Source organism: Bradyrhizobium sp. SBR1B (assembly GCF_014198205.1).
Taxonomy (GTDB): domain Bacteria; phylum Pseudomonadota; class Alphaproteobacteria; order Rhizobiales; family Xanthobacteraceae; genus Bradyrhizobium.
Genome location: NZ_JACIHC010000003.1, coordinates 34,684 through 60,238, shown reverse-complemented (window position 1 = coordinate 60,238; position 25,555 = coordinate 34,684). Strand labels below are relative to the sequence as shown.

General features: G+C 65.6%; 19 protein-coding genes. 10 read left to right on the top strand and 9 right to left on the bottom strand.

Annotated elements, in window-relative coordinates; translation table 11 throughout:
- Positions 1-54: 54 nt before the first annotated feature.
- A complete protein-coding gene (locus GGD61_RS08565; RefSeq protein ID WP_092253124.1) occupies positions 55-570 on the bottom strand; it encodes a ferritin-like domain-containing protein in 516 nt (171 codons plus the stop codon).
- Positions 571-657: 87 nt separating this feature from the next.
- On the opposite strand from GGD61_RS08565, the gene GGD61_RS08560 reads away from it, so the two are divergent.
- From GGD61_RS08560 to GGD61_RS08550, 3 genes are all read left to right on the top strand, one after another.
- Complete coding sequence (locus GGD61_RS08560; RefSeq protein ID WP_018318056.1) at positions 658-852, top strand: hypothetical protein; 195 nt, start codon at positions 658-660, stop codon at positions 850-852.
- Positions 849-1,160, top strand: coding sequence for a hypothetical protein (locus tag GGD61_RS40210; protein WP_210311043.1), 312 nt, complete (start codon positions 849-851; stop codon positions 1,158-1,160). The genes GGD61_RS08560 and GGD61_RS40210 overlap by 4 nt, the downstream gene beginning before the upstream one ends.
- A 296-nt stretch (positions 1,161-1,456) precedes the next feature.
- Positions 1,457-3,778, top strand: a complete 2,322-nt coding sequence (locus GGD61_RS08550; protein WP_092253122.1) for a molybdopterin guanine dinucleotide-containing S/N-oxide reductase — start codon at positions 1,457-1,459, stop codon at positions 3,776-3,778.
- 124 nt (positions 3,779-3,902) lie between these two features.
- On the opposite strand, the gene GGD61_RS08545 is transcribed toward GGD61_RS08550, so the two are convergent.
- Positions 3,903-4,889, bottom strand: a complete 987-nt coding sequence (locus tag GGD61_RS08545; RefSeq protein WP_092253120.1) for a helix-turn-helix domain-containing protein — start codon at positions 4,887-4,889, stop codon at positions 3,903-3,905.
- A gap of 355 nt (positions 4,890-5,244) precedes the next feature.
- Between GGD61_RS08545 and GGD61_RS08540 the strand changes: the two genes are divergently transcribed.
- Positions 5,245-8,127 (top strand): winged helix-turn-helix domain-containing protein, encoded by a 2,883-nt coding sequence (locus GGD61_RS08540; RefSeq protein ID WP_092253118.1) that lies wholly within the window; start codon positions 5,245-5,247, stop codon positions 8,125-8,127.
- Positions 8,128-8,294: 167 nt separating this feature from the next.
- Here the strand turns inward: GGD61_RS08540 and GGD61_RS08535 are convergent, their stop codons facing one another.
- Both GGD61_RS08535 and GGD61_RS08530 read right to left on the bottom strand, forming a co-directional pair.
- Positions 8,295-9,002 carry a hypothetical protein gene (locus GGD61_RS08535; protein ID WP_092253946.1) on the bottom strand — a complete coding sequence of 236 codons (708 nt, stop codon included), beginning with the start codon at positions 9,000-9,002 and terminating at the stop codon, positions 8,295-8,297.
- A 118-nt stretch (positions 9,003-9,120) separates the two neighbouring features.
- Positions 9,121-11,994, bottom strand: a complete 2,874-nt coding sequence (locus tag GGD61_RS08530; RefSeq protein WP_092253116.1) for a winged helix-turn-helix domain-containing protein — start codon at positions 11,992-11,994, stop codon at positions 9,121-9,123.
- A 330-nt stretch (positions 11,995-12,324) separates the two neighbouring features.
- Here GGD61_RS08530 and GGD61_RS08525 point away from each other — a divergent pair, with 330 nt between their 5' ends.
- The 6 genes from GGD61_RS08525 to msrA all read left to right on the top strand — a co-directional run bounded on the left by GGD61_RS08525 (position 12,325) and on the right by msrA (position 17,435).
- Complete coding sequence (locus tag GGD61_RS08525; protein ID WP_092253944.1) at positions 12,325-12,996, top strand: sensor histidine kinase; 672 nt, start codon at positions 12,325-12,327, stop codon at positions 12,994-12,996.
- A gap of 129 nt (positions 12,997-13,125) precedes the next feature.
- Entirely contained in the window at positions 13,126-13,815 is a 690-nt protein-coding gene (locus GGD61_RS08520; RefSeq protein ID WP_092253115.1) for a VOC family protein, read from the top strand.
- A gap of 239 nt (positions 13,816-14,054) precedes the next feature.
- On the top strand, positions 14,055-15,368 hold the full coding sequence (locus tag GGD61_RS08515; RefSeq protein WP_092253113.1) for an epoxide hydrolase family protein: 1,314 nt from the start codon (positions 14,055-14,057) through the stop codon (positions 15,366-15,368).
- 31 nt (positions 15,369-15,399) lie between these two features.
- Positions 15,400-16,248, top strand: coding sequence for an enoyl-CoA hydratase/isomerase family protein (locus GGD61_RS08510; RefSeq protein WP_177236947.1), 849 nt, complete (start codon positions 15,400-15,402; stop codon positions 16,246-16,248).
- Positions 16,249-16,358: 110 nt separating this feature from the next.
- Positions 16,359-16,781, top strand: coding sequence for an OsmC family protein (locus GGD61_RS08505; RefSeq protein ID WP_092253109.1), 423 nt, complete (start codon positions 16,359-16,361; stop codon positions 16,779-16,781).
- 138 nt (positions 16,782-16,919) lie between these two features.
- The gene (gene msrA / locus GGD61_RS08500) at positions 16,920-17,435 is read left to right on the top strand and encodes a peptide-methionine (S)-S-oxide reductase MsrA (protein WP_092253107.1); all 516 of its coding nucleotides are present in this window, start codon (positions 16,920-16,922) and stop codon (positions 17,433-17,435) included.
- 19 nt (positions 17,436-17,454) lie between these two features.
- Here the strand turns inward: msrA and GGD61_RS08495 are convergent, their stop codons facing one another.
- The 5 genes from GGD61_RS08495 to GGD61_RS08475 all read right to left on the bottom strand — a co-directional run bounded on the left by GGD61_RS08495 (position 17,455) and on the right by GGD61_RS08475 (position 25,501).
- Positions 17,455-20,301: a winged helix-turn-helix domain-containing protein gene (locus GGD61_RS08495; RefSeq protein ID WP_183230531.1), complete on the bottom strand. Its 2,847-nt coding sequence runs from the start codon at positions 20,299-20,301 to the stop codon at positions 17,455-17,457.
- Between the two features lie 158 nt (positions 20,302-20,459).
- Positions 20,460-21,614 (bottom strand): MFS transporter, encoded by a 1,155-nt coding sequence (locus GGD61_RS08490; protein ID WP_183230530.1) that lies wholly within the window; start codon positions 21,612-21,614, stop codon positions 20,460-20,462.
- 1,106 nt (positions 21,615-22,720) lie between these two features.
- Entirely contained in the window at positions 22,721-23,953 is a 1,233-nt protein-coding gene (locus tag GGD61_RS08485) for a Zn-dependent hydrolase (protein WP_183230529.1), read from the bottom strand.
- Positions 23,946-24,731, bottom strand: coding sequence for an ABC transporter ATP-binding protein (locus GGD61_RS08480; protein WP_020508750.1), 786 nt, complete (start codon positions 24,729-24,731; stop codon positions 23,946-23,948). Before GGD61_RS08480 ends, GGD61_RS08485 begins: the two co-directional genes overlap by 8 nt.
- Positions 24,728-25,501, bottom strand: coding sequence for an ABC transporter permease (locus GGD61_RS08475; protein ID WP_183230528.1), 774 nt, complete (start codon positions 25,499-25,501; stop codon positions 24,728-24,730). Before GGD61_RS08475 ends, GGD61_RS08480 begins: the two co-directional genes overlap by 4 nt.
- Between the last annotated feature and the right edge of the window lie 54 nt (positions 25,502-25,555).

Here is a 25,555-nt window from a genome sequence, read left to right as displayed (position 1 = left end):
AAGAATCGTGGCGGCGCCGGGGGCCGGGCCGCCACGTCCTGGTCAGCAGATCGATCAGGCGGCGTTGGACGCCTTGGCGTTGACTCCCTTGCGGAGCGCCACCGTGTTCAGCTTGGTGTTGGCCGCCTTCTCTTCGTTCAAATTGGTCGTGAGGAAGCGCACGATGTCGTCGTGGCCGAGCTCTTCCGCCCAGGCGATCAACGTGCCGTAGCGGCAAATCTCGTAGTGCTCCACGGCCTGCGCGTTGGCTACGATCGCGGCATCGAGCACGGACTTGTCCTCGATCTCGCCGGCGGTCGCGTCGGCTTCCTCGATCAGGCCGTCGATGGCCGAACACTGCGTGCCGCTGGGCTCCTTGCCGAGCTTGGCGAACACCTTGTCGAGCCGTTCGACCTGCTTGTTGGTCTCGTCCAGATGAGCCTTCAGGCCGGCGGCGAGATCCCTGTTGGTCGCCTTGTCGATCATCTTCGGCAGCGCCTTCAGGATCTGCTGCTCCGCGTAATAGATGTCCTGCAGCCCGTGCAGCAGCAGGTCTTCCATCGATTTGATGTCCTTAGTGAAGAATCCCATAAAAGACGTCTCCTTTTCACAATGATGACACTGGAACGCTGCGCGGCCGCAGCTGTTCCATTCCGGTGTGCAGATCGGGAGAGCCGAATGAGCGATGGAATTGATCATCTTGCTGGCTTGCTCGGACGCGCGGCGATGGACGTGTGGGGCGACATGCCTCGCGACATCCAGGAAGCGCTGTTCGAGTCCGCCATGAAGGGACGCGAGAGCGAGCGCGAGGAGCTTGCACGGCTACTGCACGAGCGCCATCCGCGCACGCTTCATCCGGCCCGGCCGGGATGATGCAGCGGGTGGAACGATCGTACGCGCCGCTGATTGGTAAACTGAGCGACGCGTCGCCGAATGGCTCGCATGGGGCCGCGGGAGGCGCGTCGCTCGGCCGTTGGAAAATTTGTGAGTCGATCGCCGTGACTGAGGTAAACATCGGAAAATGGTACGACCCGATCTCGGAACGGTGGATCGTGCCGCGTGAAGCGCGCGCCATCGCCGGCTATGGTCAGTCCGGCGCCGAGAAGGTGCCGGAGAGCCACGAGAGACGCGAGGCGCAGCGGATCTGGGAGCTGTTGGTGGATTGCTGCGCAGGGGAGTGATGCCGAGCCTCAGGCGGATTTGGGCCGAAGCCAAACTGTCGTGGTCCCCCCTTTAAGCGCCCGTCGAATAGTTGTGGTCAGATAGATCCCGGGCGCTCCGCGGCACCTTTGAAACCGCTTTCGTTCCTCGCGGTGCGGCCGACAGCTCCGGGCTTGGGCGAACGCCTCCTGAAACGACTTCTGGCATCGCGGGGCAGCCCAGCGTTTCCGTCAACGCTGATCTCGACGACCTCACGATCGGATCGGTATATTACCACCCCGATTAGCAGGCCGGACGCCGGAACAAGGATCACGCGATGGACGATACGATTGGCTTCCCCGATCCCGGTCTCGACCTGTCGGATGGCTTCAAGCCGCACACCTCGCATTGGGGCGTGTTTTCCGCGCGTCAGGGCGCGGCCGGGCTGGAGGTCAGGGCCTATGCGGGCGACCCCGATCCGAACGGCATCATCGACAATTTCCCTGGTGCGCTCCGCCATCAGGCGCGCATATCCCAGCCGGCGGTCCGCCGCGGCTGGCTCGAGCGCGGGCCGGGTCCCGACGATCGCCGCGGCCGCGACGAATTTGTCTCCGTGAGCTGGGAGAAGGCGCTTGACCTGCTCGGCGACGAGCTGTCGCGCATCCGCGATACAAGCGGGCCTGGCGCCGTGTTCGGCGGTTCCTATGGCTGGTCGAGCGCCGGCCGCTTTCATCACGCCCAGAGCCAGGTGCATCGCTTCCTCAACATCGCGATGGGCGGCTATGTGCGCTCGGTCAACTCCTATTCCTCCGGCGCGTCCTCGGTGCTGCTGCCGCAAATCCTCGCCGGCTATGAGGACATCACCAAGCGCAACGTCACCTGGGAGCAGATCGCCGATCACACCGACATCGTGCTGGCCTTCGGCGGCATGGCGCTGAAGAACTCCATGGTGGCCGGCGGCTCGATCAGCAAGCATGTCGAGCGCGGCGCCATGGCGGCGGCCCGCAAGCGCGGCTGCGAGTTCATCCTGGTCAGCCCGCTTCGCGAAGACCTGCCCGTCGAGGCCGGTGCGGAGTGGATGACCTGCGTGCCGAGCACCGACACCGCCTTGATGCTCGGCCTCGTCCACACGCTGGTCAGCGAAGGCCTGCACGATCAGGCCTTCCTCGATCGCTACACCGAGGGATGGCCGGTCTTCCTGCGCTACCTCACCGGCGAGAGCGACGGGCAGGCAAAGCATGCCGAATGGGCTGCCGCGATCTCAGGCGTCGAGGCGGAGACGATCCGCAAGCTGGCGCGCCGGCTCGCCGGAAAGCGCGCACTGATCACCGTCTCTCATTCGCTGCAGCGCGCCGAGCATGGCGAGCAGCCGGTGTGGATGGGTATGGTTCTGGCGGCGGCGCTCGGCCAGATCGGCCTTCCCGGCGGCGGCTATGCCTATTCGCTCGGGGCGATCGGCTATTACGGCCGCCGCGTCAACGACGTGCCGGGGCCGACGCTGGGGCAGGGCCGCAACGGCGTCGCCGATTTCATTCCGGTGGCGCGCATCGCCGACATGCTGCTCAAGCCGGGCAGCACCTATCGCTACAATGGCGAGACGCGGACCTATCCGGACATCCGAATGGTTTACTGGGCCGGCGGCAATCCCTTCCATCATCACCAGGATATCAACCGCCTGCGCAAGGCTTTTGCGAAACTCGACACGTTCGTCGTGCATGAGCTCGCCTGGACTGCCACCGCCCGTCATGCCGACATCGTGCTGCCGTCGACGATGACGCTCGAGCGCGAGGACATCGGCTATTCCAGCAACGACCCCCTCATGGTGGCCATGCACCAGATCGCCGAGCCGTTCGGACTTTCGCGCGACGACTACGATATCTTTGCCGATCTCGCCGACCGTTTGGGGGCCCGCGAACCCTTCACCGAGGGCCGTACCTCGCGGCAATGGCTCGAGCATCTCTACGAGCCGACCCGCGCCTCGCTCGCCAAGCGCGGCCTGGAAGCCCCTCGCTTCGACGAGTTCTGGGCGCGCGGCAGCCTGGTCGTGCCGCAGCAGCCCGATGATGGCGGCCGGTTGCGCCGCTTCCGTGAGGATCCTGTCAATCACGCGCTGCCGACGCCGAGCGGGCGCATCGAGATATTCTCGCAGAAGATCGCCGGCCATGGTGATGCGGATTGTCCGGGACATCCGGTCTGGCTCGACAAGACCGACATGCCCAAGCCCGGGGCGCCGTGCTTCCTGGTCGCCAACCAGCCGGTGACGCGCCTGCACAGCCAGCTCGATTTCGGCGGGCACTCGATTGCGGCCAAACATCGCGGCCGCGAGGTCGCGCGGATGAACCCGCGCGATGCTGATGCACGCGGCATCAAGGACGGCGACATCATCCGCCTGTTCAACGATCGCGGTGCGTGCCTTGCCGCGGTCCACGTCACCGACGGCATCGCGCCCGGCGTGGTGCAGCTTCCGACCGGCGCCTGGTACGATCCGATGGATCCGGAAGACGAGGCGCCGCTCTGCGTTCACGGCAATCCGAACGTGCTCACCCGCGACATCGGGACCTCGTCGTTCGCGCAAGGCTGCACCGGGCAGCTGACGGTGGTCGAGGTGGAGAAGTTCACCGGTAATCTGCCGCCGATCCGCGCGTTCGATCCGGTGTAGGGTGTCGTAGCTCCGATGGAGCGCAGCGTTGCGCCAAGAAAATGGGGCCGTCCTGTGTGGGAGCAGGGACGGCCCCGAGAGGCTCGCCGGCCCCGGGAGGAAGAGGGCGCGAGCCGCCGGATGCCTAGGCCGCGGCGCTGGCGGTCCAACCAATCTGCGGGGAAGGACGACGCCGTAGCGGCGCTTCGACCTCGAGCCGCTCACCCCTGCTGGCGAGGCGCCAGCGTGCCGGTGATTGACCGCTGATGCGTTTGAACACGGTCGAGAAATGCGCCTGCGTGCTGAAGCCCACGGCAAGCGCGATCTCCGCCAATGGCCGCTCGGTGCTTGCAAGCAGCGTCTTCGCCTGCTCGGTGCGGTGATTGAGCAGATATTCGCGGGGACGGTAACCGGTCGCGGCGCGGAATTGTGCCGCAAAGTGCATCCGGGACAGGCCGGCGACATTGGCAAGCTCGGACAGGCTGATGCCGCGGTGGAAATGATCGGCGATATATTGCTCGACACGCCGCAGCCGCCATTTCGGCAAGGCATTGACCCTTGCGCGCGGCAACTCGATCCGGGTGAGATGCATCGCCAGGGTCTGGCCGATGCACTGTGTGAAATGCCGGTCTGCGGCATCACTTTGCTCGATCAGCGCCTTGGCAAGCTCGGCGGCGAGCGGATCGCGCAGCAGCACGAGGTCATTGAGCCCGTCGGCCGCAACGACATGGGCCGGAAGATGATCCGTGGAGATGTGGACGTGCAGGAAGGCGCATGGCGACTGGAATTGCACGCCGAGAGATTTCGAGGGAGCGGTGACATAGAGCGTCCCCGCAGGCATGGTGCCGTCGAAAATGATCTGGCGGTCCCGTGTCAGCTTCGCGCGCGTGGTCTTCAGGGCGATGCCGATGAAATAGCGATCATCCGGCGTCGTCGTTTCGTGCGACGAGCTGCTCCGCGAGTCCTCCCATCGCGAGATCGTGATGTCCTGGATCGCGCCGTCCACAGTGCGATCGATCTGACGCCATTGGCTCTCCCGGGCGATCACCTGCGTCGGGCGAAGAACCTCGTGATCCCGCGAGCCGGCCGGAAAATCGATCCAGGCATGGGCCGCGTGCAAATTGTTCGACATCGCTCGTCCTCTCCTGGCTTTGCCGCGGTTTGCAACGACCGGCAAACGCGCAAAGCCAATGCTGTCCATGCTCGGAGGATAGGCGTGAGCTGGCCAGGACGCCCGTTAGTGGTGATTAGGATCTGTTAGATTTTGTGCGCGTGCATCAGGTGCGACAGCCCGCCGCAGACGTTTGATTAAGTCCAATTTGTCAGAGATTTGCCCGGCTGCCCCTGTTTGAGGGGACCTCAAGGAGCATCGCGTGGCGATCGACGTGCCGGTGTGAGATCCGCGCAGGGCCTTCGCTGGACCTCGCATCGGTGCCGGGTATAGTCCCCGCGCGTTTCGAGGAAGCAGTCGTCAAGATGAGCAAGATGTGACCGACCTCTCGGCAGGACATGGCCCCCGCAGCGGCGGCGCCGGAACGATCCTTGATCTCGATGCCGTCTCGTTCGGGCCGTTCTCGCTGCGCTCGCGGCTGCTGGAGAAGGACGGCGTGCCAGTCAAGCTCGGCAGCCGCGCGATGGATATTTTGCGCCTTCTCGTCAGCCGTGCCGGCGAGGTGGTGCCAAAGAACGAGATTCTCGGCTACGCGTGGTCCGGCCTCTCCGTCGAGGAGATCAGCCTGCGGGTTCATGTCGCCGAGCTGCGCAAGGTGCTCGGCGACGGCAAGGACGGCGTCCGCTACATCACCAACATTCCGAGCCGGGGTTATTGCTTCGTCGCGCCGGTGCAGCGTGGTCCACGCGCGGAGCCGCCGTCGCTCACGTCGCGGCCAGCCGAAAAGGTGACGTCGTCACCGTCTCTGCCGCATCGTTTGGACCGGATGGTCGGGCGGGACGAAATCGTGGCCGAGCTGGCGCCGCGCTTGCTCCGCGATCGTTTCGTCACGCTGCGAGGGCCAGGCGGCATCGGCAAGACCACCATTGCGGTCGCGCTCGCGCATGCCCTGTGCGACAGATTCGAGGGCAACGTCCACTTCCTCGAATTCGGTCCGCTCAAGGACGCCGCGTTGGTGGCGAGCACGGTTGCCGCCGCGCTGGGCCTCGTCGTGCACCACAACGATCCGAGTGACAGCATCGTCAATTTCCTGCGCGGGCGCCGGCTGCTTCTCGTTCTCGACAGCTGTGAGCACGTCATCGACGCGGTCGCACGTCTCGCGGAAGACATTCACCGCGAGGCGCCCGGCGTCGCCATCCTCGCCACCAGCCGCGAGTCGCTGCTGGTGGCTGGCGAGCAGATTTTCGAACTTGCTCCGCTGCGCGGCCCGCCGCAAGGCACGCGCCTCAGCGCCGGCGAGGTGCTGAATTATCCGGCGGCGCGCCTGTTCGTCGACCGCGCCAATGCGGCGGGGCATCGCGACGATCTCACCGACGAGGATGCGGAAGTCCTGGTGCAGATCTGCGGCAAGCTCGATGGCATCGCGCTCGCGATCGAACTTGCTGCCGCGCGCGTCGGCCTCTACGGGCTGCGCGAGATGGCGGCGCTGCTCGACAGCCGCCTGCAGCTCGAGTGGCGCGGGCGACGAACGGCGCCGCCGCGGCAGCAGACGCTCGGTGCCACGCTTGACTGGAGTTTCGGCCTGATCGGCGAGAACGAGCGCATCGTGTTCCTGCGGCTCGCCGTCTTCGCAGGTCACTTCACCCTGAAGGGCGCCATAGCGGTGGTGGCCGAGGAGGAAACGCCGGAGGAACGCGTCATCGACGCGCTGGAGCAGCTCGTGGCCAAGTCGCTGGTGTCCTCGCAGCCGGACGGCGCATCGCGGCGCTATCGCCTGCTGGACGCAACGCGTGCCTATGCCATGCAGAAGTTGGCGGATGGCGGTGAGGCAAGCGTCATCGCGCGCCGTCACGCTTGTTATGTTCAACGCACGCTCGAAGCCGGCCTGACGGCGCAGGGTGGCAGCGGCCAGATGTCCCGCTCGCAGGAGCGTGCGGGCCTGCTCGCCGATGCCCGCGCGGCGTTGGCATGGAGCTACGCCAATGATGACGGCGCCGACTTGCGCGTGCCGCTTGCCGGCAGTTGCACGGGCCTGTTCGTCGAGCTGAATTTGCTGAACGAGGCGCGCATCTGGTCCGATCGCGCGCTCGCGATGCTCGACGACGCCGATCGTGGCGGCCGATGGGAGCTCGAGCTTCAGTCAACGCTCGGTCACGCCTTCATGTTCACCGAGCGCAACAGCGAGCAGGCGGAAGCGGCGCTCCGGCGCGGGCTGGAGATCGCGCAGACGATCGGCGACCACGCCAACACATTCAGGTTGTTATCGCGACTGAACATGTTCTATCGCCGGACCGGCGGCTACCGGCATCTGGTGCCGACTGCGCGTCACGCCGAACGGATTGCGCGCCTGATCGGCGATACCGCGGGCATTGCCGGCAGCAAAGCGCTTCTCGGCGTGTCCTATCACCTCGCCGGCGACCAGGCCGAGGCGCAAGCTCATCTCGACGAGGGCATGCGCGACGACGCCGCACTGCGGGGCACGCAACCCGGACATTTCGCCTATTCGCGTACGCCGCAAATTCCGCTGGCGCGCGTGTTGTGGCTGCGCGGCTATCCCGATCGCGCGCTCGAATGCGTCCTCCCCCTCGTCGGCGCGTCAGCGCCGCGCGACGTGGTGATGCATTGTATCGCGCTGTGCTGGTCCGCCTCGGTGTTCGGTTGGGTCGGCGACTGGTCCGCCGTCGAGACCATGAGCACTCGGCTGGCGACGCATGCGGGGATGCACGGGCTCGTCCCCTATGAGGCCGTTGCGACCGGCTTTCGGGCGCAGACCATGATCGCCCATGGCGAGGCCCTTGGCGGCATCGACCTGTTGCGAAGCGCACTTCCGCGTCTGCACGCGGATCGCTACGAGCTCTATATGTCGGCATTCGCCGCGGATCTGTCTTCCGGGCTGGTCTCATTGGGGCGCTTGGCGGAAGGCGCTCAGGTCCTGCACGAGACCATCGACCGCGTCGAGCAGGAAGGCGGTGCCTTCGACATGCCGGAACTGCTGCGTCTGTGCGGAGAGCTCGAGGCGCAGAGTGGAAACCTCGACGCGGCCGAGGCAAGCCTTGTCGCATCGGCGGAGCTCGCCGAGCAACAGGGCGCGCTGTCCTGGCGGCTGCGCACCGAGATGTCGCTGGCGCGGCTGCGCGAGCGACAGGGTGTGCGAGATCCGCGCCAACAGCTCGCCAAGACTTATGCGCGGTTCACAGAGGGGTTCGAGACCGCCGATCTCAGGGACGCTCGGCTCATGCTGACTCCGCCTTCCGCCTGATCAGGCCGAACAGCGGCGGCGCCTCCGCAGCGATCCGCCACGCGGTTGCTGTCAGCCCCTGTGTCCGTCCAGTCGCGCAAGGAAGCCGCGAACGAGCGCAGCGATTTCGCTGTTGGCTCGTTATGTATTGTTAGGCGTTGAGAGCGGCCATGTCAGCCGTACCGCCGCTATTCGAAGACGGCGTCGAAGATCTCGACGTCCATCAGCACCGGCTTGGCAATCACGGTTCCATCGGGCCGCAATGTCTGCGCGCGCCGAAGTGTCGGCACCACGATGCCGCCGAAGCTGTCATGTGCCCAGGAGGAGTGTGCGACCTTCATCCCGAAGAGATCGTGATCTGCCCGCCGCTGCAGGGCACTCTCGTCGAAATAGAAGATCTGCTCGGACGCGAGCGTCATCAGGTGGGCCGGGAATCGTGCCCGCAGCCGCCGCCAGGTTTCGGCATTCTCCTGCCAGGGCGACAGCTCCTCGATCACGACATCGGGGTGGGCAAGCAGGAATGGAATCGTCAGATAACTCCAGATCGCGACGCCGCAGAAGAAGACGAGATGCAGCTCATCCGCGAGCGCCGGTGGATCGACCTCGGAAAATGCAAGGCCGGGATTAGGCCAGGACCGCAGGACCTCACCATCCAGGCTCTCGATCGTGATCGCGTCCGGTTGAAAGGAGCCGGAGTGCTCACCCCCGGTGATGCCGGTGAAGCGCACCGATTGCGTCCGGGTCGAGCCTTCCGCGGTCACATCCTTGAATTCCCGGGCATGGCCGGCGCTGGAGAACAGCGTCCCGCCAACGGAAAGGTGGAGCGTGAACCGGTTCAAGCTGTTCCAGCGGGCCATTCCGCCGCTGGCATCGATTACGTCGTCAAGAAGCGCCATGTCCCGCCACATCCACCGTCCAGTGTCTCCACCATGGCGGGGCGCATGCGGCTTGGCGTGTTAGAAGTTGTTAGGAGTTGCGAGCGAGTAGCATGGCAGTATCTCGTTGAAGATACTCTCAATTCAGGGTGCCCAGCAGCTCTCTGGCAGCGATCAGATCGCGGGTCTGCAGGCCCTCCTGGTAGCGCGCAACGAGGGGGTTGAGCAAAGCGCTAGCGTCAGCGGCCTTGCCGGCCTGCTCCCAGATGCGGCCGAGGCTGATCGCCCCGCGAAGCTCCCAGCCGACCGCGGATTGACGCCGGGACAGATCGAGCGATTTGCGCAAGGTGCTCTCCGCCTCTACAGCGTTGCCAGACCCGGCGAGGATGTCACCCTTGATCCTGAGCATCTCCGGCATGTCGAAGGATTCGCCGTGATCGGGAATCTGGGCGATCGCCTCGTTGATCGTCTGCAAGGCCTCGTCGGGCTGGTTCTGGGAGGCGAGACCCTCGGCCAGCGCCGTCGCAAACACCGTCGTCATGATGCGGTGCCGTGTCGCGTACAACGTCGCCTGACTGCGCCGGAGGTGCTCGATCCCTGCCGCGACGTCGCCCCGGCGCAGCAGCAGCTCGCCCTTCTGGCCGATGCCGACCGCGTGATAGGGGCCGAGAAAGTGCCGTGCGGAATGATCGATCAGCCGCTCGATCAGGATTTCGGCACTGGCCCAGTCGCCGACCCAGAGGAACACGTAGATCGTCCAGATCAGGGAGATGCCGAGGGTAAGCGGCTGCTCGAGCAGCTCGGCCTCGCGCACCGTGTATCTGGCCACCTCGATCGCTCGCTCGGGCCGGCCCGTGAGCCAGAGCCCGCGCGCCAGCGCAACCAGCGCCACGATGCGGTCGTCATAGCCGAGATGCCCGATATTCAGCCGTTGCGAGCCGGGATTGTGCACCATCGCGCTTTCGCAGAACCGAACCGCCTTGTCCTGGTTGCCGATCAAATGGTGCGCGACGCCGCGCATCCAATCCACGTTCAGCGTGGCGGCGGAATCATTCAGTTTGCGCGCAACGCCCTCGGCCTGTTCGCTGGTCTCGAGTGCGCCGTGAAAATCTCCGACCCTGGTCAGGTAGATGTGCAATCCGCGCAACAGCCAGAGCTGCCAATGCAGGTCCTCGAGCTGGCGGGCAAGCTCGAGACTGCGCGTGAAGGCCGACCGGACCGCTTCCGTATTACCTTGCGTGAACATCACGGAGACGCCGAGCGCGGCCTGCAGGGTCATCTCCTGTCGGCTGTCCACGGCGCGCGTGTCGAGGGACGCCAGCGCCTGCTGGGTCCATCGGTAGCATTCCGTCAGCAATGTCAGCTCGAGGAAGAACTGCGCCGCCGAGGCCGCCAGATCCACGCCGATCGTCCGGTCGCCGCCGTCCGAAAAGCTGAAGGCTAGCGCAGCCCTGACATTGGGCAAATGGTCGGCATAGGGAAGGAAGCCGCCCGCGCTCTGCATGCCCGTGGATTTGAGGGCAATGTCGCGCAGGAAATCGCGGAAATATTCGGCGTGGGCGCGCGCGACGCGGTCCGCTTCGCCGTTCTCGACGAGCTTGTCCGCCATGAAGGCGCGGGTGGTGTCGAGCAGGCGATAGCGCAGCCGCCGCTCAGCCGGCGAGGTCGCGATCAGGGATTTGGAGAGCAGGTTCGAAATGGCTTCCACACCTTCGCCCTCGCTGATGCCCTGGCAGGATGCGATCGCAAGCGCGGCTTCCAGCGTGAACGGCCCGACGAACACCGACAATCCGCGCAGGGTCGCGCTCTCGGTCGGCGGCAGCAAATCGTAGCTCCAGGCGAGCGCCGCGCTCAGGGTCTGGTGCCGCGGAATCGCGGTGCGCCGTCCCCGCCACAGCAGCGAGAAGCGGCTGTCCAGCAGTGATGCGGTCCCGGCAATGCCATAAGCGTTGACACGTCCGGCCGCGAGCTCGATCGCCAGGGCGATGCCGTCCAGCCGTCGGCAGATCTCGGCGACGAGCGGCGCATCCTCCTCGGTGAGCTCGAATTCGCTCAGGCTCTCGGCAATGCGTTCCACGAAGAGCTGGCTTGCGGGATAGGCAAGGATGTCGGCAATGCCGAGGCCTTCGCGCTGCGGCGGGCAATCCAGCGGAAACAGCCGGTGGACGCGCTCACCTTCGGTGCGAAAGGATTCGCGGCTGGTGGCCAGAATATGCAGCTTCGGCGCCTCGCGGACCATGCGTTCGGCCAGAGGGGCGAGCTCGTCGAGGATATGCTCGCAACTGTCGAACACCAGCAGCATGCGCCGGCTGCGCAGGACCGTCAGCAGGCTCGGCACGGGATCGTCGGCATTGACGGTCAGGCCCAGCGCGGCCGCAATCGTGCCGGGAACGAGCCGGACATCCGTCAGCGCGCCGAAATCGACGAAACATACCTGGTCATCGAAGCCGGCGAGCTCGCGATGCGCGACGGCAAGCGCGACCGACGTCTTGCCGATCCCGCCCGGGCCGACGATTGTGACGAAGCGATGCTGGGCAAGCTCGGCCGAGATCTTCTCGACCGCATCGTTCCGCCCGATCATCTTAGCGAGCGGCGCGGGCAGCGAGCGGGGCGAAGCGTCGGGCAGGCTGGTCCGGCTCTCAGAAGGCGCAGCCCGGAGCAGCGGGGCCGCGAAGCAATAGCCGCGTCCGGGGACGTTGATCACGTAGCGGGAGCCTTCGCCGGCATCGCTTAAGGCCCTATCGTTCAAAGCCTTATCGTTCAAAGCCTTGCGCAACGTCGTGATGTGGAAACGCAGGCTGCCTTCGTCGACGTTCACATCGGCCCAGATGCGCTTGATCAGCTCCCGCTTGTCCACGACCTCGCCGGCACGCTCGGCGAGAAAAATGAGGATGTCGAGCGCGCGGCCGCCGAGGTGAAGCGGGACGCCGTCCTTCTCAAGCAGCCGCGACTTCGTGAACAAGCGAAATGGCCCGAAGGCAATGACCGAATCTTGCTCGTTAGTGTCCGGCACGGGCCAACAATTCCAGTGAAAAGGCTGAAGTCTGCAGTTTTGGTCTAACAGAACGAGACGTCCAGTAAACTGGCCGAAAGTGGCGAAATCGCGTGGCGATCATCGCGATCGGCCGATCACGCGAGGAGCGTCGCAAATCTAACTTAAACGCGAGTGGTCCAGCGAGCGATCGGGACAATCCGGCAATGCGCTGGACCGCGATGGCGGATCTGGATCTCGGTCGTCGCGACGGTGATCATAACAGAATCTTGCAACGTCTAACGAGCAAAGCACGCGAACAGCATCCAGTATGGCATTCGCGTTAGATGCAAGTTTCAACGGGAGGCTATGATGTCCGCGATCGGCGCTCGGCCGAACGACCATGTCGTTCGCTCTCAATTTTTACCTGGCCTCGATGATCAGTCGCGTGACTGGGAGCTCGTGCTGCGGGAATTCCACCATCGCATGAAGAACACGCTGACGCTGCTGGGTGCGTCAGTCCGTCGCGATTTCACGCGCGCGGGCACGGGCGATATGTCGTTGGCGGTGGACCGGTTCGAGCGGCGCATCGTCGCCTTCGGCAGGCTCTATCAACTTCTGTCTGATCATGACGATCTGCGGTTCGTTTCCGCAGCGGCCTTCTTCGAAAGCCTGTGCGAAGCGATCTCCGAGGCTGTGCTGGAACCGGCAGGCATCCGCTGCGAGGCTGCGATCGAAAGCGGCACATTGCCGGCGGCGCAGTGTCATCGGCTCGCGCTGATGCTGACGGAGCTGGTGACGAACGCGGCAAAGCATGCTTTCCCGAGCAAGAAGGGTGCGCTGATCCGCATCGGCCTGGCCCGGCGCGGCGGCGCCTGGCTCTGCACGGTGGCCGACAACGGCATCGGTGCGACCGGTCCGCTCCAGGGCACCGGCAGCCGGATCCTCGAAGGGCTCGCACGCAGCATCCAGGCGCGGCTGCAGGGCGAGGCGGGCGAGGGCGGCACCCGGGTCACCATCGTGATGCCGATCGCTGCGGCGTGAGCCCTCCCTCACAACGGCTAGCGGACTCTAACACCCCATAACGGGTAAGAATCTCTCGTTTGCGCGACAGTCCTGACGTTCGGAGCGGGTGTCGATCCCGGACCCGCGGCTTGAAACAAGGAGTTGGACATGGCTGTGATCGAGCTGAATCGCCAAGCTGAAACCAAGCCCTCGAAATCTCATGGAGTTGATTTGAAGCTCGAGGTCCTCGTGATCCCGGTGTCCGATGTCGACCGCGCCAAGGCGTTCTACACGCGCCTCGGCTGGCGACTGGATGCTGATTTCACGTCAGGCGACGACTGGCGCGTGATCCAGTTCACGCCGCCGGGCTCGGCCTGTTCGGTGATCTTCGGCACGAACGTCACGGCGGCCGCGCCGGGCTCGGCGCGAGGCCTGTATCTGGTCGTCTCCGATCTCGAGGCGGCACGTCAGGATCTGCTCGCCCGCGGCGTCGAGGTCAGCGAGCCGTTCCACGGTGCCGGCGACGTTCATGCCGGGCCTGACGAGCCATATCTGTTCGGCAGCGTTCGAGTCAGTGGTGCTGACCCGAAGCGCGGCAGCTATGCTTCATTCGCCGCGTTCAGCGATCCCGACGGCAATGGCTGGCTGTTCCAGGAAGTCACGACACGATTGCCCGGACGCATCGCAGGCGACGGCACGGCATTCGCCTCAGCGACCGATCTGGCCGCAGCGCTGCGTCGCGCGGCGCTGGCGCATGGCGAACATGAGGCGCGGACTGGCGGACACGACGAGAACTGGCCGGACTGGTACGCCGAATACATCGTCCGCGAGCAGGCCGGCCAGCCGCTGCCGACTTGAGCTGCAGCGAAAGGCATCTTCCGATCCTGGCCGACACGGCGCGCGATGACTGGTCGTCGCGCGCCGTGTCGTATTGCGCGCATGTCATCGCACTCTTGCGCGGACTCGCAACGGCTAACGCAGGCTAACAATGCATAACGAGCAAACTGCCGGGGCCTGCGCCAATCTCCCTGCACGCCAACCGATGCGTTGATTTCGAACTCGGTCAGCGTCACCGACCAAAGCAAGGGAGATCCAACATGACCGCGCAAGCCCGAACTGAGAGCCTCAATCCCGACCGCCGTCAATTGCTGAGCCAGGCCGCGATGACCGCGGTTGCCGCCAGCGTGTCGAGCCTGTTGCCGCTGCATCCTGCCAAGGCTACCGCAGGCGGCGCCATCCGGCCATTCCAGATCAGTGTGCCCGAGCAGGATCTGCTCGACCTGCGCCGGCGCCTGGCTGCCACACGCTGGCCGGATCGCGAGATCGTCACCGATCAGTCGCAGGGCGTGCAGCTAATGACGATGCAACAGCTCGTGCGCTACTGGCAGAGCGACTACGACTGGCGCAAGGTGGAGGCCCGGTTGAACGCCTTGCCGCAATTCGTCACCGAAATCGACGGCGTCGACATTCACTTCATTCACGTCCGCTCGCGGCACGAGAATGCACTGCCGATGATCGTCACGCATGGTTGGCCCGGCTCGATCATCGAGCAGATGAAGATCGTCGGTCCGCTCACCGATCCGACCGCGCACGGCGCCAAGGCCGCGGACGCGTTCGACCTTGTGATTCCCTCGCTCCCTGGCCACGGCTTCTCGGGCAAGCCGACGGTGCTCGGCTGGGACCCCCAGCGCATCGCGCGGGCCTGGATCGTGCTGATGAAGCGGCTCGGCTACAGCCGCTATGTCGCCCAAGGCGGCGATTGGGGCAATGCCGTGACGGAGCAGATGGCGCTGATCGCGCCGCCGGAATTGCTCGGCATTCACACCAACATGCCCGCGACCGTCCCCGACGACATCGCCAGGGCGCTTCAACCCGGCGGAACGCGCCCGGCGAACCTCTCGACTGAGGAGCGCCTTGCCTACGACCAGCTCGATGATTTCTACAAGCATGGCCTCGGCTACGCGATCGAGATGTCGAACCGGCCGCAGACGCTCAATGGCCTCGTGGATTCGCCCGCGGGCCTCGCGTCCTGGATGCTCGATCATGATGCGCGCAGCGCCGCGATGATCGCACGCGTGTTCGATGGCAGGACGGAAGGGCTGTCGCGCGATGATGTGGTCGACAACATCACGCTCTATTGGCTCACCAACACCGCGGTCTCCTCGGCGCGGCTGTACTGGGAGAACAAGCTGGTGTTCTTCGCGCCCAAGCAGGTCAAGATTCCCGTCGCCGTCAGCGTCTTCCCGGACGAGATCTACGCCGCGCCGCGGAGCTGGGCAGAGAAGGCCTACCCCAAGCTGATCCACTACAACCGCCTCGACAAGGGCGGACACTTCGCGGCCTGGGAGCAGCCGGCGCTGTTCTCTGCGGAAGTGCGGACCGCGTTCCGTCCGCTGCGGCAATCGATCTGAGATGCGAACCCATACATCAGGAGTGCAAGCAATGAACCGTCCCGAACGCACCTTCACGACCCAAGACATCCACCTCGAGCGCCGCCTGCCGTCCTACTGGCGTGTCACCTTCGACATGCCGCCGGTGAATATTTTCGGCCCGAAGCAGCTGCCGGTGCTGGGCGACATCGTCAGCAGGATCGAGACCGATCCGGACGTGAAGGTCGTGGTGTTCGACAGTGCCGTCGAAGGCTTCTTCATCACCCATTACGATTTCCTGGCGCCGCTGGAAGATTCGCTTCGTATTCCGCGCGGGCCGACCGGCCTCGAGGCGTTGCCCGACATGCTGGTACGCCTCAGCCGCGCGCCGGTCGTCTCCATCGCCGCGATCCGTGGCCGCGCAACGGGTGTCGGCAGCGAGCTCGCGCTCGCGAGCGACATGCGCTTTGCCAGCCGCGAGAAGGCGATCCTGTCGCAATGGGAGGTCGGCGCGGGCCTCGTGCCCGGTGGCGGGCCGATGGCGCGGCTGCCGCGCCTGATGGGCCGCGGCCGTGCGCTCGAAGTGCTGCTCGGCGCCGACGACATCCATGGCGATCTCGCCGAACGCTACGGTTACGTCAACCGGTCGTTGCCGGATGCCGAGCTCGACGGTTTCGTCGAGGCACTCGCGATGCGCATCGCCTCGTTCGACAAGGAGGCGATCGCCGAGACCAAGCGTCTTGTCGATGTCGCAAGCCTGCCGCCGGACGCCGAAATCAAGCCGGAGTGGGACGCGTTCCTGGCCTCGCTCAGCCGCCCCGCGAGCCAGACCAGGATCAAGGCGCTGATGGCGCGGGGCTTCCACCGCGCCGGGGACGTCGAGAACCGGCTCGGCTTCCACGTCGGACAGATCGGCAGCTAGCGGAACCGTTGCGACACGCGGCCGGTTGGAGCGGCGGCAGGCGGTCACGCCGATGCCGCCTTCCACCGGTACAGAGCGCCGGTGCGCAAAAACAAACGAGGAGAATTGAGATGATCCGCAAAGCGAAAGCAGTATGGAAGGGCACCGGCCGCGACGGCACCGGCCATCTGACGAGCGAGTCCGGCGTGCTGGCCGAGACGCCCTATTCGTTCAAGACCCGCTTCGAGAACGAGAAGGGCACCAATCCCGAGGAATTGATCGCTGCGGCCCATGCCGGCTGTTTTACGATGGCGCTGGCCTTCGGTCTTCAGATGGCAGGTTTCACGCCGGACGAGCTCTCGACCGAAGCCGCGGTGACCCTGGAGCCCGAAGGCAAGGGCTTCAAGATCAGCAAGTCCGCGCTGACCTTGCGTGCCAAGGTGCCGAACCTCGACGAGGCAGGTTTTGCCAAGTTCGCCGGCGAGGCCGAGAAGAACTGCCCGGTGTCGAAGGTGCTCAACGCGGCGATCACGCTCGACGCCAAGCTGGGCTAGCGGCGAGGGACAGTTCGTGCCATCCGGGTCGACGACCCGGATGGTCGTACAGGGTATGCCCGGCTTTCGGCAGGGCTGCGGAAGGCATAGGATGTGGCAGATGCAGGACCGACAGAGCGGTCAATTGGGAGCGGACAAATGACAATGGAGCGCGCAGTTTTGGCCGGAGGCTGCTTCTGGGGCATGCAGGATCTGATCCGCAAGCAACCAGGCGTGATTTCCACACGCGTCGGCTACACCGGCGGCAAGGTGAAGAACGCAACCTACCGCAACCACGAAGGCCACGCCGAGGCGATCGAGATCATGTTCGATCCCGCCAGGACCAGCTACCGGACCATGCTGGAGTTCTTCTTCCAGATCCACGACCCCACCACGCTCGATCGCCAGGGCAATGACCGAGGCACCAGCTATCGCTCCGCGATCTTCTATGCGAGCGACGAGCAGAAGAAGATCGCCGAAGATACCATCGCCGACGTCGAGGCGTCCGGCCTGTGGCCCGGCAAGGTGGTGACCGAGGTCGCGCCCGCAGGCGAGTTCTGGGAGGCCGAACCCGAGCATCAGGACTATCTCGAACGCTATCCTGACGGCTACACCTGCCACTTCATCCGGCCCGGCTGGAAGCTGCCGCGCCGCGCTGCTGCGGTGGGAGGCTAGATCAAGACGCCACGCGCCGTCAGGCCCGCGATCGCGCGATCAGGTCGCGGGCCATGCGCATGTCGGCGATGCCGGAGCCTTCGGCAAACGTCCCGCAGACATTGTCGAGAGCCACCCGGGCTTCCGCGCTCCGGCCGGCTCCGATCATGGCCCGCGCGAGACTGGTCGCGCAGCGGAGCTCCCAGAAGCGCGCGCCCTGCTCGACGGCGATGTCGATGCCCTCGCGAAAGTGCGCCTCGGCGTGCTCAGTATGCCGTGCGCTTCTGAGCATCAATTCCCCCTTGATGCGGAGCAGCTCCGGCAGATACCAGCGCTCCTGCCGGTCGTTGCAGCGGGTCAGGACCTCCTCGATCGTGTCGAGGCCGCGGTCGACCTGGTCGGCTTCGAGGAAGCACGCGGCGAACTCGCCGAGCAGCGGCAGAAAGCGCGGCAGGAAGCGCGCATCGCCGGCGCGGTTGAGCTCTTCGCGCAGGAGCGGCAGGCCGGTGGCGATGTCGCCGCGCCTGGCCACGACCGCGGCGTTGAAGGCGCGTGCCCATAGGCCCCACAGCCGGATTCCGTGGCGCTCGGTGTGTTCGAGCAGCTCGGCGCCGTGGCGCTCGGCGGCCTCGAAATCGCCGGACCAGAACGCGATCGGGCAGGCGGCCTGTCCCAGCACGCTGCAGAAGGTCAGCGCATGGCCGTTGGCGCGGCCTTCCTCGATGTTCTCAGCGGCGAGCGCCTGGGCCTGATCGGCGAGGCCCTGAAGCCAGAGGATGCGGGCCCGGAAATATTGCGTCGATATCCTGAGATCGAGCGGGAAGATTTTCGGCTTCGCCACCAGCACATGCAGCGAGGCGTTCACCCGGTCGATGCGCTGCCGCGCGTCGTTCTGGTCCCCGAGATAATGCAGCGCGACGGCCATCAGGCGGTCGCCCAGCATGAGATCGGTGCTGTCGGGCGAATTCGCTGCCGCCTTCGCAAAGCGCTCGGCGAGCGCGCGGGCCTTGCCGAACTGCCCGTTGTTGAATTGGTCGATGCACAGGCCCCAGAGTGCGCGCAGCCGGAAGTCCTTGTCGTCGAGGTTCTCAGCGAGCTCGAGCGTCGTCTCGAGGAGCGGGCGCGCCTCGCGCGCGCGGCCCTCGCCATACATCAGCGACCAGCCGAGTGCCGACAGAAGCTGCATGCGGATGCGGTCGTTGTCGCCGTCGTCTCCGAGCGCCGCCAGTGCCGTTCTGCTGCGCTCGCGGCATTCGGCGAACAGCGACAGACGCACCCAAAGGGTGACGGCGGCGGCCGTCAGCGCAATGCCGAGCCTGGTGTCGCCGTCGGGCGCGAAGGCCCAATCCAGCGCCGCGCGCACATTGTCGAGCTCGCCGCCATAGGTGCTGAGCCATTCGGGCAGCGGCGTCGACGTGTCGGCCCCCGCGCGCTCGAAGAAATCGCGAAAATGCTCCGCATGACGCCGCGCGAACTGCCTGGTTTCACCGAGCTCGTTCAGTTTCCCGAGTGCGTAAGTGCGCGTGGTGTCGAGCAGGCGATAGCGCAGCGCCCGCGAGCCGGATGGCGAGATCAGCGATTTGGTGACCAGGCTGTCGATCGCCTCCAGCGTCTCCGAGGTGCTGAGGCCGTCGCCCGACGCGACCGCGGCTGCCGCCTCCGGCGCGAACGGCCCTGCGAACACCGACAATCGTCGCAAGGTGGCGCTTTCCGCCGGAGACAGGAGGTCGTAGCTCCAGTCGAGGGCGGCGGCGAGCGTCTGGTGCCGCGGGACGGCCGTGCGCCGTCCGCGCCATTGCAGCGAGAAGCGGCTGTCGAGCAGGGAGGCGGTGCCGGCGATGCCATACGCATTGACACGGCCCGCCGCGAGCTCGATCGCCAGCGCAATGCCGTCGAGCCGCCGGCAGATGCTGGCGACAAGCGGCGCCTCTTCCGCGCTGAGCTGGAACGGCCCGGAGCTCTGCGCGATGCGCTCGACGAAGAGCTGGGCGGCGGGATAGGCAAGAACTTCTGCGACGTCGAGGCCCTCGCGCTCGGGCGGACAATCCAGCGGAAACAGCCGGAATATCCGCTCGCCTTCGCTCCGGAACGACTCGCGGCTGGTGGCGAGAACACGAAGCTGAGGCGCTTCGCGAACGATGCGCTCAACGAGAGGCGCCAGCGTATCAAGCACATGCTCGCAGCTGTCGAAGATCAGCAGGGCCGGCCCGGTCTTCAAAAATGTCAGCACGGCCGGCGTCGGATCCTCCGCGCTGACGGTCAGTCCGAGGACGGAGGCGATGGTGGTCGGGACATGGCTCGCATCCCGCAGCGGACCGAAATCGACGAAGAAGACGCGGCCGTCGAAATCCGCCGAGCGCCGATGCCCGACCGTGACGGCGACCGCCGTTTTGCCGATGCCGCCCGGGCCGACCAGGGTCATGAAGCGATAGAGCGTCAGGCCGTTTGAAATCTTCTCGATGACCTCCTCGCGTCCGACCATCTTCGCAAGCTGAGTGGGCAGCGAGCGAGGAGGAATGATCTCGGCGGCGGCTGGCGCGACCTGCGAGGCGATTTGGGCGAACGGGGCGACAAAGCAATAGCCGCGGCCGGGCACATTGAGGACATAACGGGCCGATTTACCGGTATCGCCGAGCACCTTGCGCAACGCTGCGACATGGAAGCGCAGGCTGCCCTCGTCGACATTCACGTCGGCCCAGATGCGCTTGACCAGCTCTCTCTTGTCGATGACTTCTCCGGGGCGCTCGGCAAGCAGGATGAGAATATCGAGCGCGCGGCCGCCGACATGAAGCGGCTCCCCTTCCTTCTCCAGGAGCCGGGACTTGGGAAACAGCCGAAATGGCCCGAATGAAATGGCCGAGTCTTGGTTGTTATTGTGAGCTGGCACGTGCCATTGCCCCCCGCAACGGGAGTCAAAAGGTATTGTTGTGGTCTAGCAGAACGAGGCGTCCAGTAAACTGGCCGAAAGCAGCATAGCTGGCAGACCTGCGCAGATGGCGTGGGTCGGCTTCGGCCCCGCCTGAATCATGCCGGAAATGGAAGGGGTTAGGTCGCCGTGGTCTTACCCGGGTCCTTCGTGACGATGTGCGCCGACAGCGTGACCAGACCCATCAGCGCAGCCAGCAGCCAGAACGCCAAGGGCAACCCGGCAAAACGTGCGACGAAGCCGACGCCGGCGGGCCCGATGAGAATCCCTGCGTAGCCCGCGGTCGTGATCGCCGCGACCGCAAGGCCGGTGGGCATCACCGTTTGCCGCGCCGCCCGGCGGAACAGCACCGGCACCAGATTCGACGCGCCGAGCCCAATCAGCAGGAATCCGCCGAGGGCGACCGCCGCAATGGGCGCCGCCAACAGGACCACGAAACCGGCGATCGCGATGAGGCTGCCCCAGAGCAATGTCGCGCGATCGCCGATGCGCGCAACGACGGCGTCGCCGCCGAGCCGGCCCGCAGTCATCGCGAACGAGAACACGATGTAGCCGGCGCCGCCTTGCGCCTCGGTGACCAGACCTGCGCCGATGACGAGCAGCGCGCCCCAATCCAGCATCGCACCTTCGACCAGGAAGGTGATGGCGCCGAGCAGCGCGAGCAGCAGCACCGATCCGTGCGGCAACACGAACAGCGGGCCCTCCTGCACCTGCACGGAGCGAAGCAGGCGCGGCGAGGTCGCGACCATCGCGATCAGCATCAGCACGGAGCAGATCAGCGTGCAGGCGAGCGTTCCGAATTGCAGCGAGAGCAACGCCGTCATCAGCGCGGATCCGGCAAAGCCCCCGATGCTGAACAGGGCGTGGAAGCCGGACATCAGCGGGCGGTGCGCGGCGCGCTCCACCTCCACGGCGTGGATGTTCATGGCGACGTCGATCGAGCCGAGCGCGGCGCCGAATGCGAAAAGCGCCAGCGCCAGCGTTGCGGGCGTAGCCGCAATCGCGAGCAGGGGCAGAACCAGCGCCAGACCGAACCCGCCCGCGATGATGATCGGCCTGCTGCCGTAGCGCGCGCTCACGATCCCAGTCACCAGCATCGCGATGACCGAGCCGATGCCGAGGCTGAGCAGCAGCAGTCCGAGGACGCCATCATCGACGCCGAGCCGCGTCTTCGCGAACGGCACCAGCGGCGCCCAGCACGAGATGCCGAAACCCGCGACAAGGAAGGCAAGCCGGGTCGCAAGGCGGGTCGAAGGCCGGTCGGCGGAAGACATGGAAACTCCGGGAAAGCGGGGGCAGGGCGATCGACAAGCCCGACGATTGTCGCGACTTTATGTCTGTGGCGTGCATGAGGTGCCGCGCTTCGATCGTTGCGTTCGATCGTTGGAACCGGTGCAGACTGTCTGCGTGTAGCCCGGATGGAGCGAAGCGCAATCCGGGGCCGCTCGCCCGCATTTCGCACCGTCCCGGATTACTGGCGCTCCATCCGGGCTACGGGACGGTACCTGTGTCGCCCTCTGTCAATCCGCTTCGCTAAAAATATTCCACTTTACCGAAATTCGGTTTCGGCGTATGTGTCGCCCATCCCGGCTCACCCAAGAGGGGCGACTATGTGGTCGTCACTGTCGCGAGCCGGGGTTGCGGTGGACGCGGCAGCGTCGGCACGAGAGGCGCGGGCAGGGCGGGTAGTCCCTGTGAGCCCGAGGCTTCGTGCGGACGACGGCGCTGCCAGGCTTCGTCTCGTCTGTAAGTTTCCGGCTTTGTCGACAGGGCTCGGGAAAACTGCGGCGAAATGGCGGGCCGCGCGTACGGCAAAACCGTGTGGTCCTGGCCGTCGTTGCCACGGTCAAGTCCTTGCGAAGATGCGAGCGAGCCCAACCGGGCAGACTGCATCATTCAAATTCGCGGGGCGAGGGAGGCCAGAAGGAATGGTCGGCTCCCGGGAGATCACGGCATAAGCCGTCCAACCACTGCGCAGGGAAGGCCGAGTGATCGGCACCACCTGTATGCTGCTGTGCGGTTCTTTCTGCGTGTGCTTTTCGCGCAGCGGACCGCGGGTGCGAGCCAGCACCCGGCCTTCCCTGCGCCCTCTTGGATGAGAGGGTAGCGAGACCAAGCAAAGCTCGGGCGAAATGCGCCGCGAGGCCGCGTCTGCAACTTGAGCTGCGTGCCACAATCTCAATCTCGTAGGGTGGGCAAAGCGCAGCGTGCCCACGCCTTGTCGCTCATGGAGGGAGATCGTGGGCACGGCGCTATGCGCCTTTGCCCACCCTACGGCACTGCACGTTGGGATGTGCATTGGAGCCTCGCAGTGACGGTGGAGAGACTGTGCGTCATACCTCCGCTCTCGTACCCCGACGCAGCGCTTCCCTGGCTCGTTCTAACCCGCAAGGATCCGCCGACAGGCGTCCACGTACACCTGCGCGCCGGTGACGATATCGGCATCGGCGGTGTTCTCGGTCCAGTGATGGCTGATGCCGCCAATCGACGGCACGAACAGCATGGCGGCGGGCATGACGGTTGCCAGCATCTGCGCGTCGTGGCCGGCGCCACTGGGCATGCGAATGGATCGTCCGCCGGCCAGCGCCTTGCTCGCGGCTTCGATTGCGTCCTGAAAGCCGGAATTCATCATGGCGGGCGCGCCGGTGCGGATCTTCTCGACGGTAACGGTGCAGGGACCGTTCGCGCTGGCTTCGTCAGCCATGGTCCGCAGCAGCTGCTCCAGCCGGGCAATGACGGCCGGATCGTCGTCGCGGATCTGGAACAGCATCTCCGCTCCACCCGGAATGATGCTCGGCGCGCCAGGATCGAGCGAGATGCGGCCGGTGGTCCAGACCGTTCGTGGGCCGCAGGAATCAGGAAAACGCTGGTCGATCGCGACGCAGAATTTGGCCAGCGCCAGCCCCGCATCCTTGCGCACGGCCATGCGCGTGGTGCCGGCGTGATTCTGCTCACCGGCGAAATTGATGCGGTACTGCCAGATGCCGACGATGGAGGTGACGACGCCAATCGCAAGCTTGCCGCTTTCGAGCGTGTCGCCCTGTTCGATATGCGCCTCGAGATATCCGACGTGCCGGCCCGGCTCGACGCCGATGCGCGGGCGTCCTGCGAGCCCCATCTCGGCGAGCGCATCGCGCATGGTGCGGCCGCCAGTGCGGTCGCGCGCGGCGTCGATCTCGGCTTCAGTCACCTGACCGACATAAGAGCGCGAGCCGAGGAAGCTGCCGAAATGACCTTCCTCATCGCACCAGGCGGCCACTTCGACCGCGCCTTTCACGGAGGGGTCGGCATTGAGCACGCGCGCCGCCTCGAGCGCATAGACGACGCCGAGCGGGCCATCGAGCCAGCCGGCGTAGTTCTGGCTCTCCAGATGCGAGCCGGCCAGCAGTTTCGGCCCGGACTTGGCGCTGGTCCCAAACACGTTGCCGATGCCGTCGATCGAAGCAGAGAGACCTGCATCGGGCAGCTTGCGCACCAGCCAGTCCAGCGAGAGCTTGTGCGGCTCGGAGAAGGTCGGCTTGTGCACGCCGGTCTTGTAGGCGCCGATGGCGCGGAGTGCGTTGAGGTCGGCGAGGACGCGTGCGCCGTCGGCGGAAGGACGATTGTCAGGCATGCTCAGTAACCTTCAGCGCCTCGGTGCGGATCTCCTCGACCAGCCGTTCCTTGAGCTGGACGAATTCCGGCGTGGTCTTGATCTTGTAGGAGCGCGGATGCGGCAGGTCCACTGTGATCTCGGCCTTGATACGGCCGGGACGCGCGCTCATGACGATGACGCGGCTGCCGAGGAAGATCGCTTCCTCGATGTCGTGGGTCACGAACAGCACGGTCTTCTGGTCGCGCTCCCAGATCCCGAGCAGCATCTCCTGCATCAGGGCGCGGGTTTGGTTATCCAGCGCGCCGAAGGGCTCGTCGAGCAGCAGGATCTTCGGGTCGTTGGCAAGCGCACGCGCGATCGCCGTGCGCTGCTGCATGCCGCCCGAGAGCTGCTTCGGCCAATGATTCTCGAAGCCGGACAACCCGACCTGGCGGATGAAGGCGTCGGCGATCTTGTGCCGCTCCGCCTCGGACACGCCGCGCTCGCGCAGGCCGAAGGCGATGTTCTCGCGCACGGTGAGCCAGGGAAACAGCGTGTAGGACTGGAACACCATGCCGCGATCGGCGCCGGGACCAGCCACCTCGCGCCCGTCGAGCGTGACGCGGCCGCTGGTCGGACGGTCGAGGCCCGCAACGATGCGCAGCAGGGTGGACTTGCCGCAGCCGGAGGGGCCGAGGATGGTGACGAAGTCGTTGTTGCCGATGACGAGATCGGTCGGCTCGAGCGCCTTGGTCGGCGCGTTGCCGTGGCGTGCGGGGAAAGTGCGCGAGACCTGCTCGACCTTGAGGATCGTCATGCGAGCCTCCACGGAAACAGCCAGGCGTTGAATGCCTTGAACATGAAGTCGGAGAGGAGGCCGATCAGCCCGATCACGATGATGCCGAAAATGATCTGGCCGGTGTTGAGCAGCGCCTGGCTGTCGGTGATCATGTGACCGATGCCCGAGGACGAGCCGATCAGTTCGGCGACGATCACATAGGTCCAAGCCCAGCCCAGCACCAGCCGCAGGATCTCTGCGATCTCGGGCGCGGAGGAGGGCAGCAGAACGCGGCGGATGATGCCGCGGTCGCGGGCCCCCAACGTATAGGCCGCCTCGACCAGATCGCGCCGCGTGGCGCCGACGGTCACGGCGACCATCAGGATGACCTGGAATACCGAGCCGATGAAGATGACGAGGAGCTTCTGCAGTTCGCCGATGCCGGCCCACAGAATCAACAGCGGAATGAAGGCGGAGGCGGGCAGATAGCGCGCGAAGGAGACGAACGGCTCGAGGAACGCCTCGACCGGCTTGTAGGCGCCCATGAGAACGCCGAGCGGCACTGCGATGATCGCTGCGAGCGCAAAGCCGCCGACGACGCGCCAGATCGTCATGCCGATGTCGAACACAAAACCCTGCTTGGCCAGCAGGTCATAACCTTCCTGCATCATGGTGAGAGGGTTGGCGAGAAAGGTCTTCGACACATAGCCGCCAAAGGTCGCCCACGACCAGAGGGCAACGAACACCACGAAGAATGCAAGGCCGTAGGCCACGCGCTGCTTCGATGTAACAGGGTCCAGGGGACGCATCGACGATATATCCGGGCGGTGAACAGACTTGCCGGCCCCGCCGCGAGACGGGGC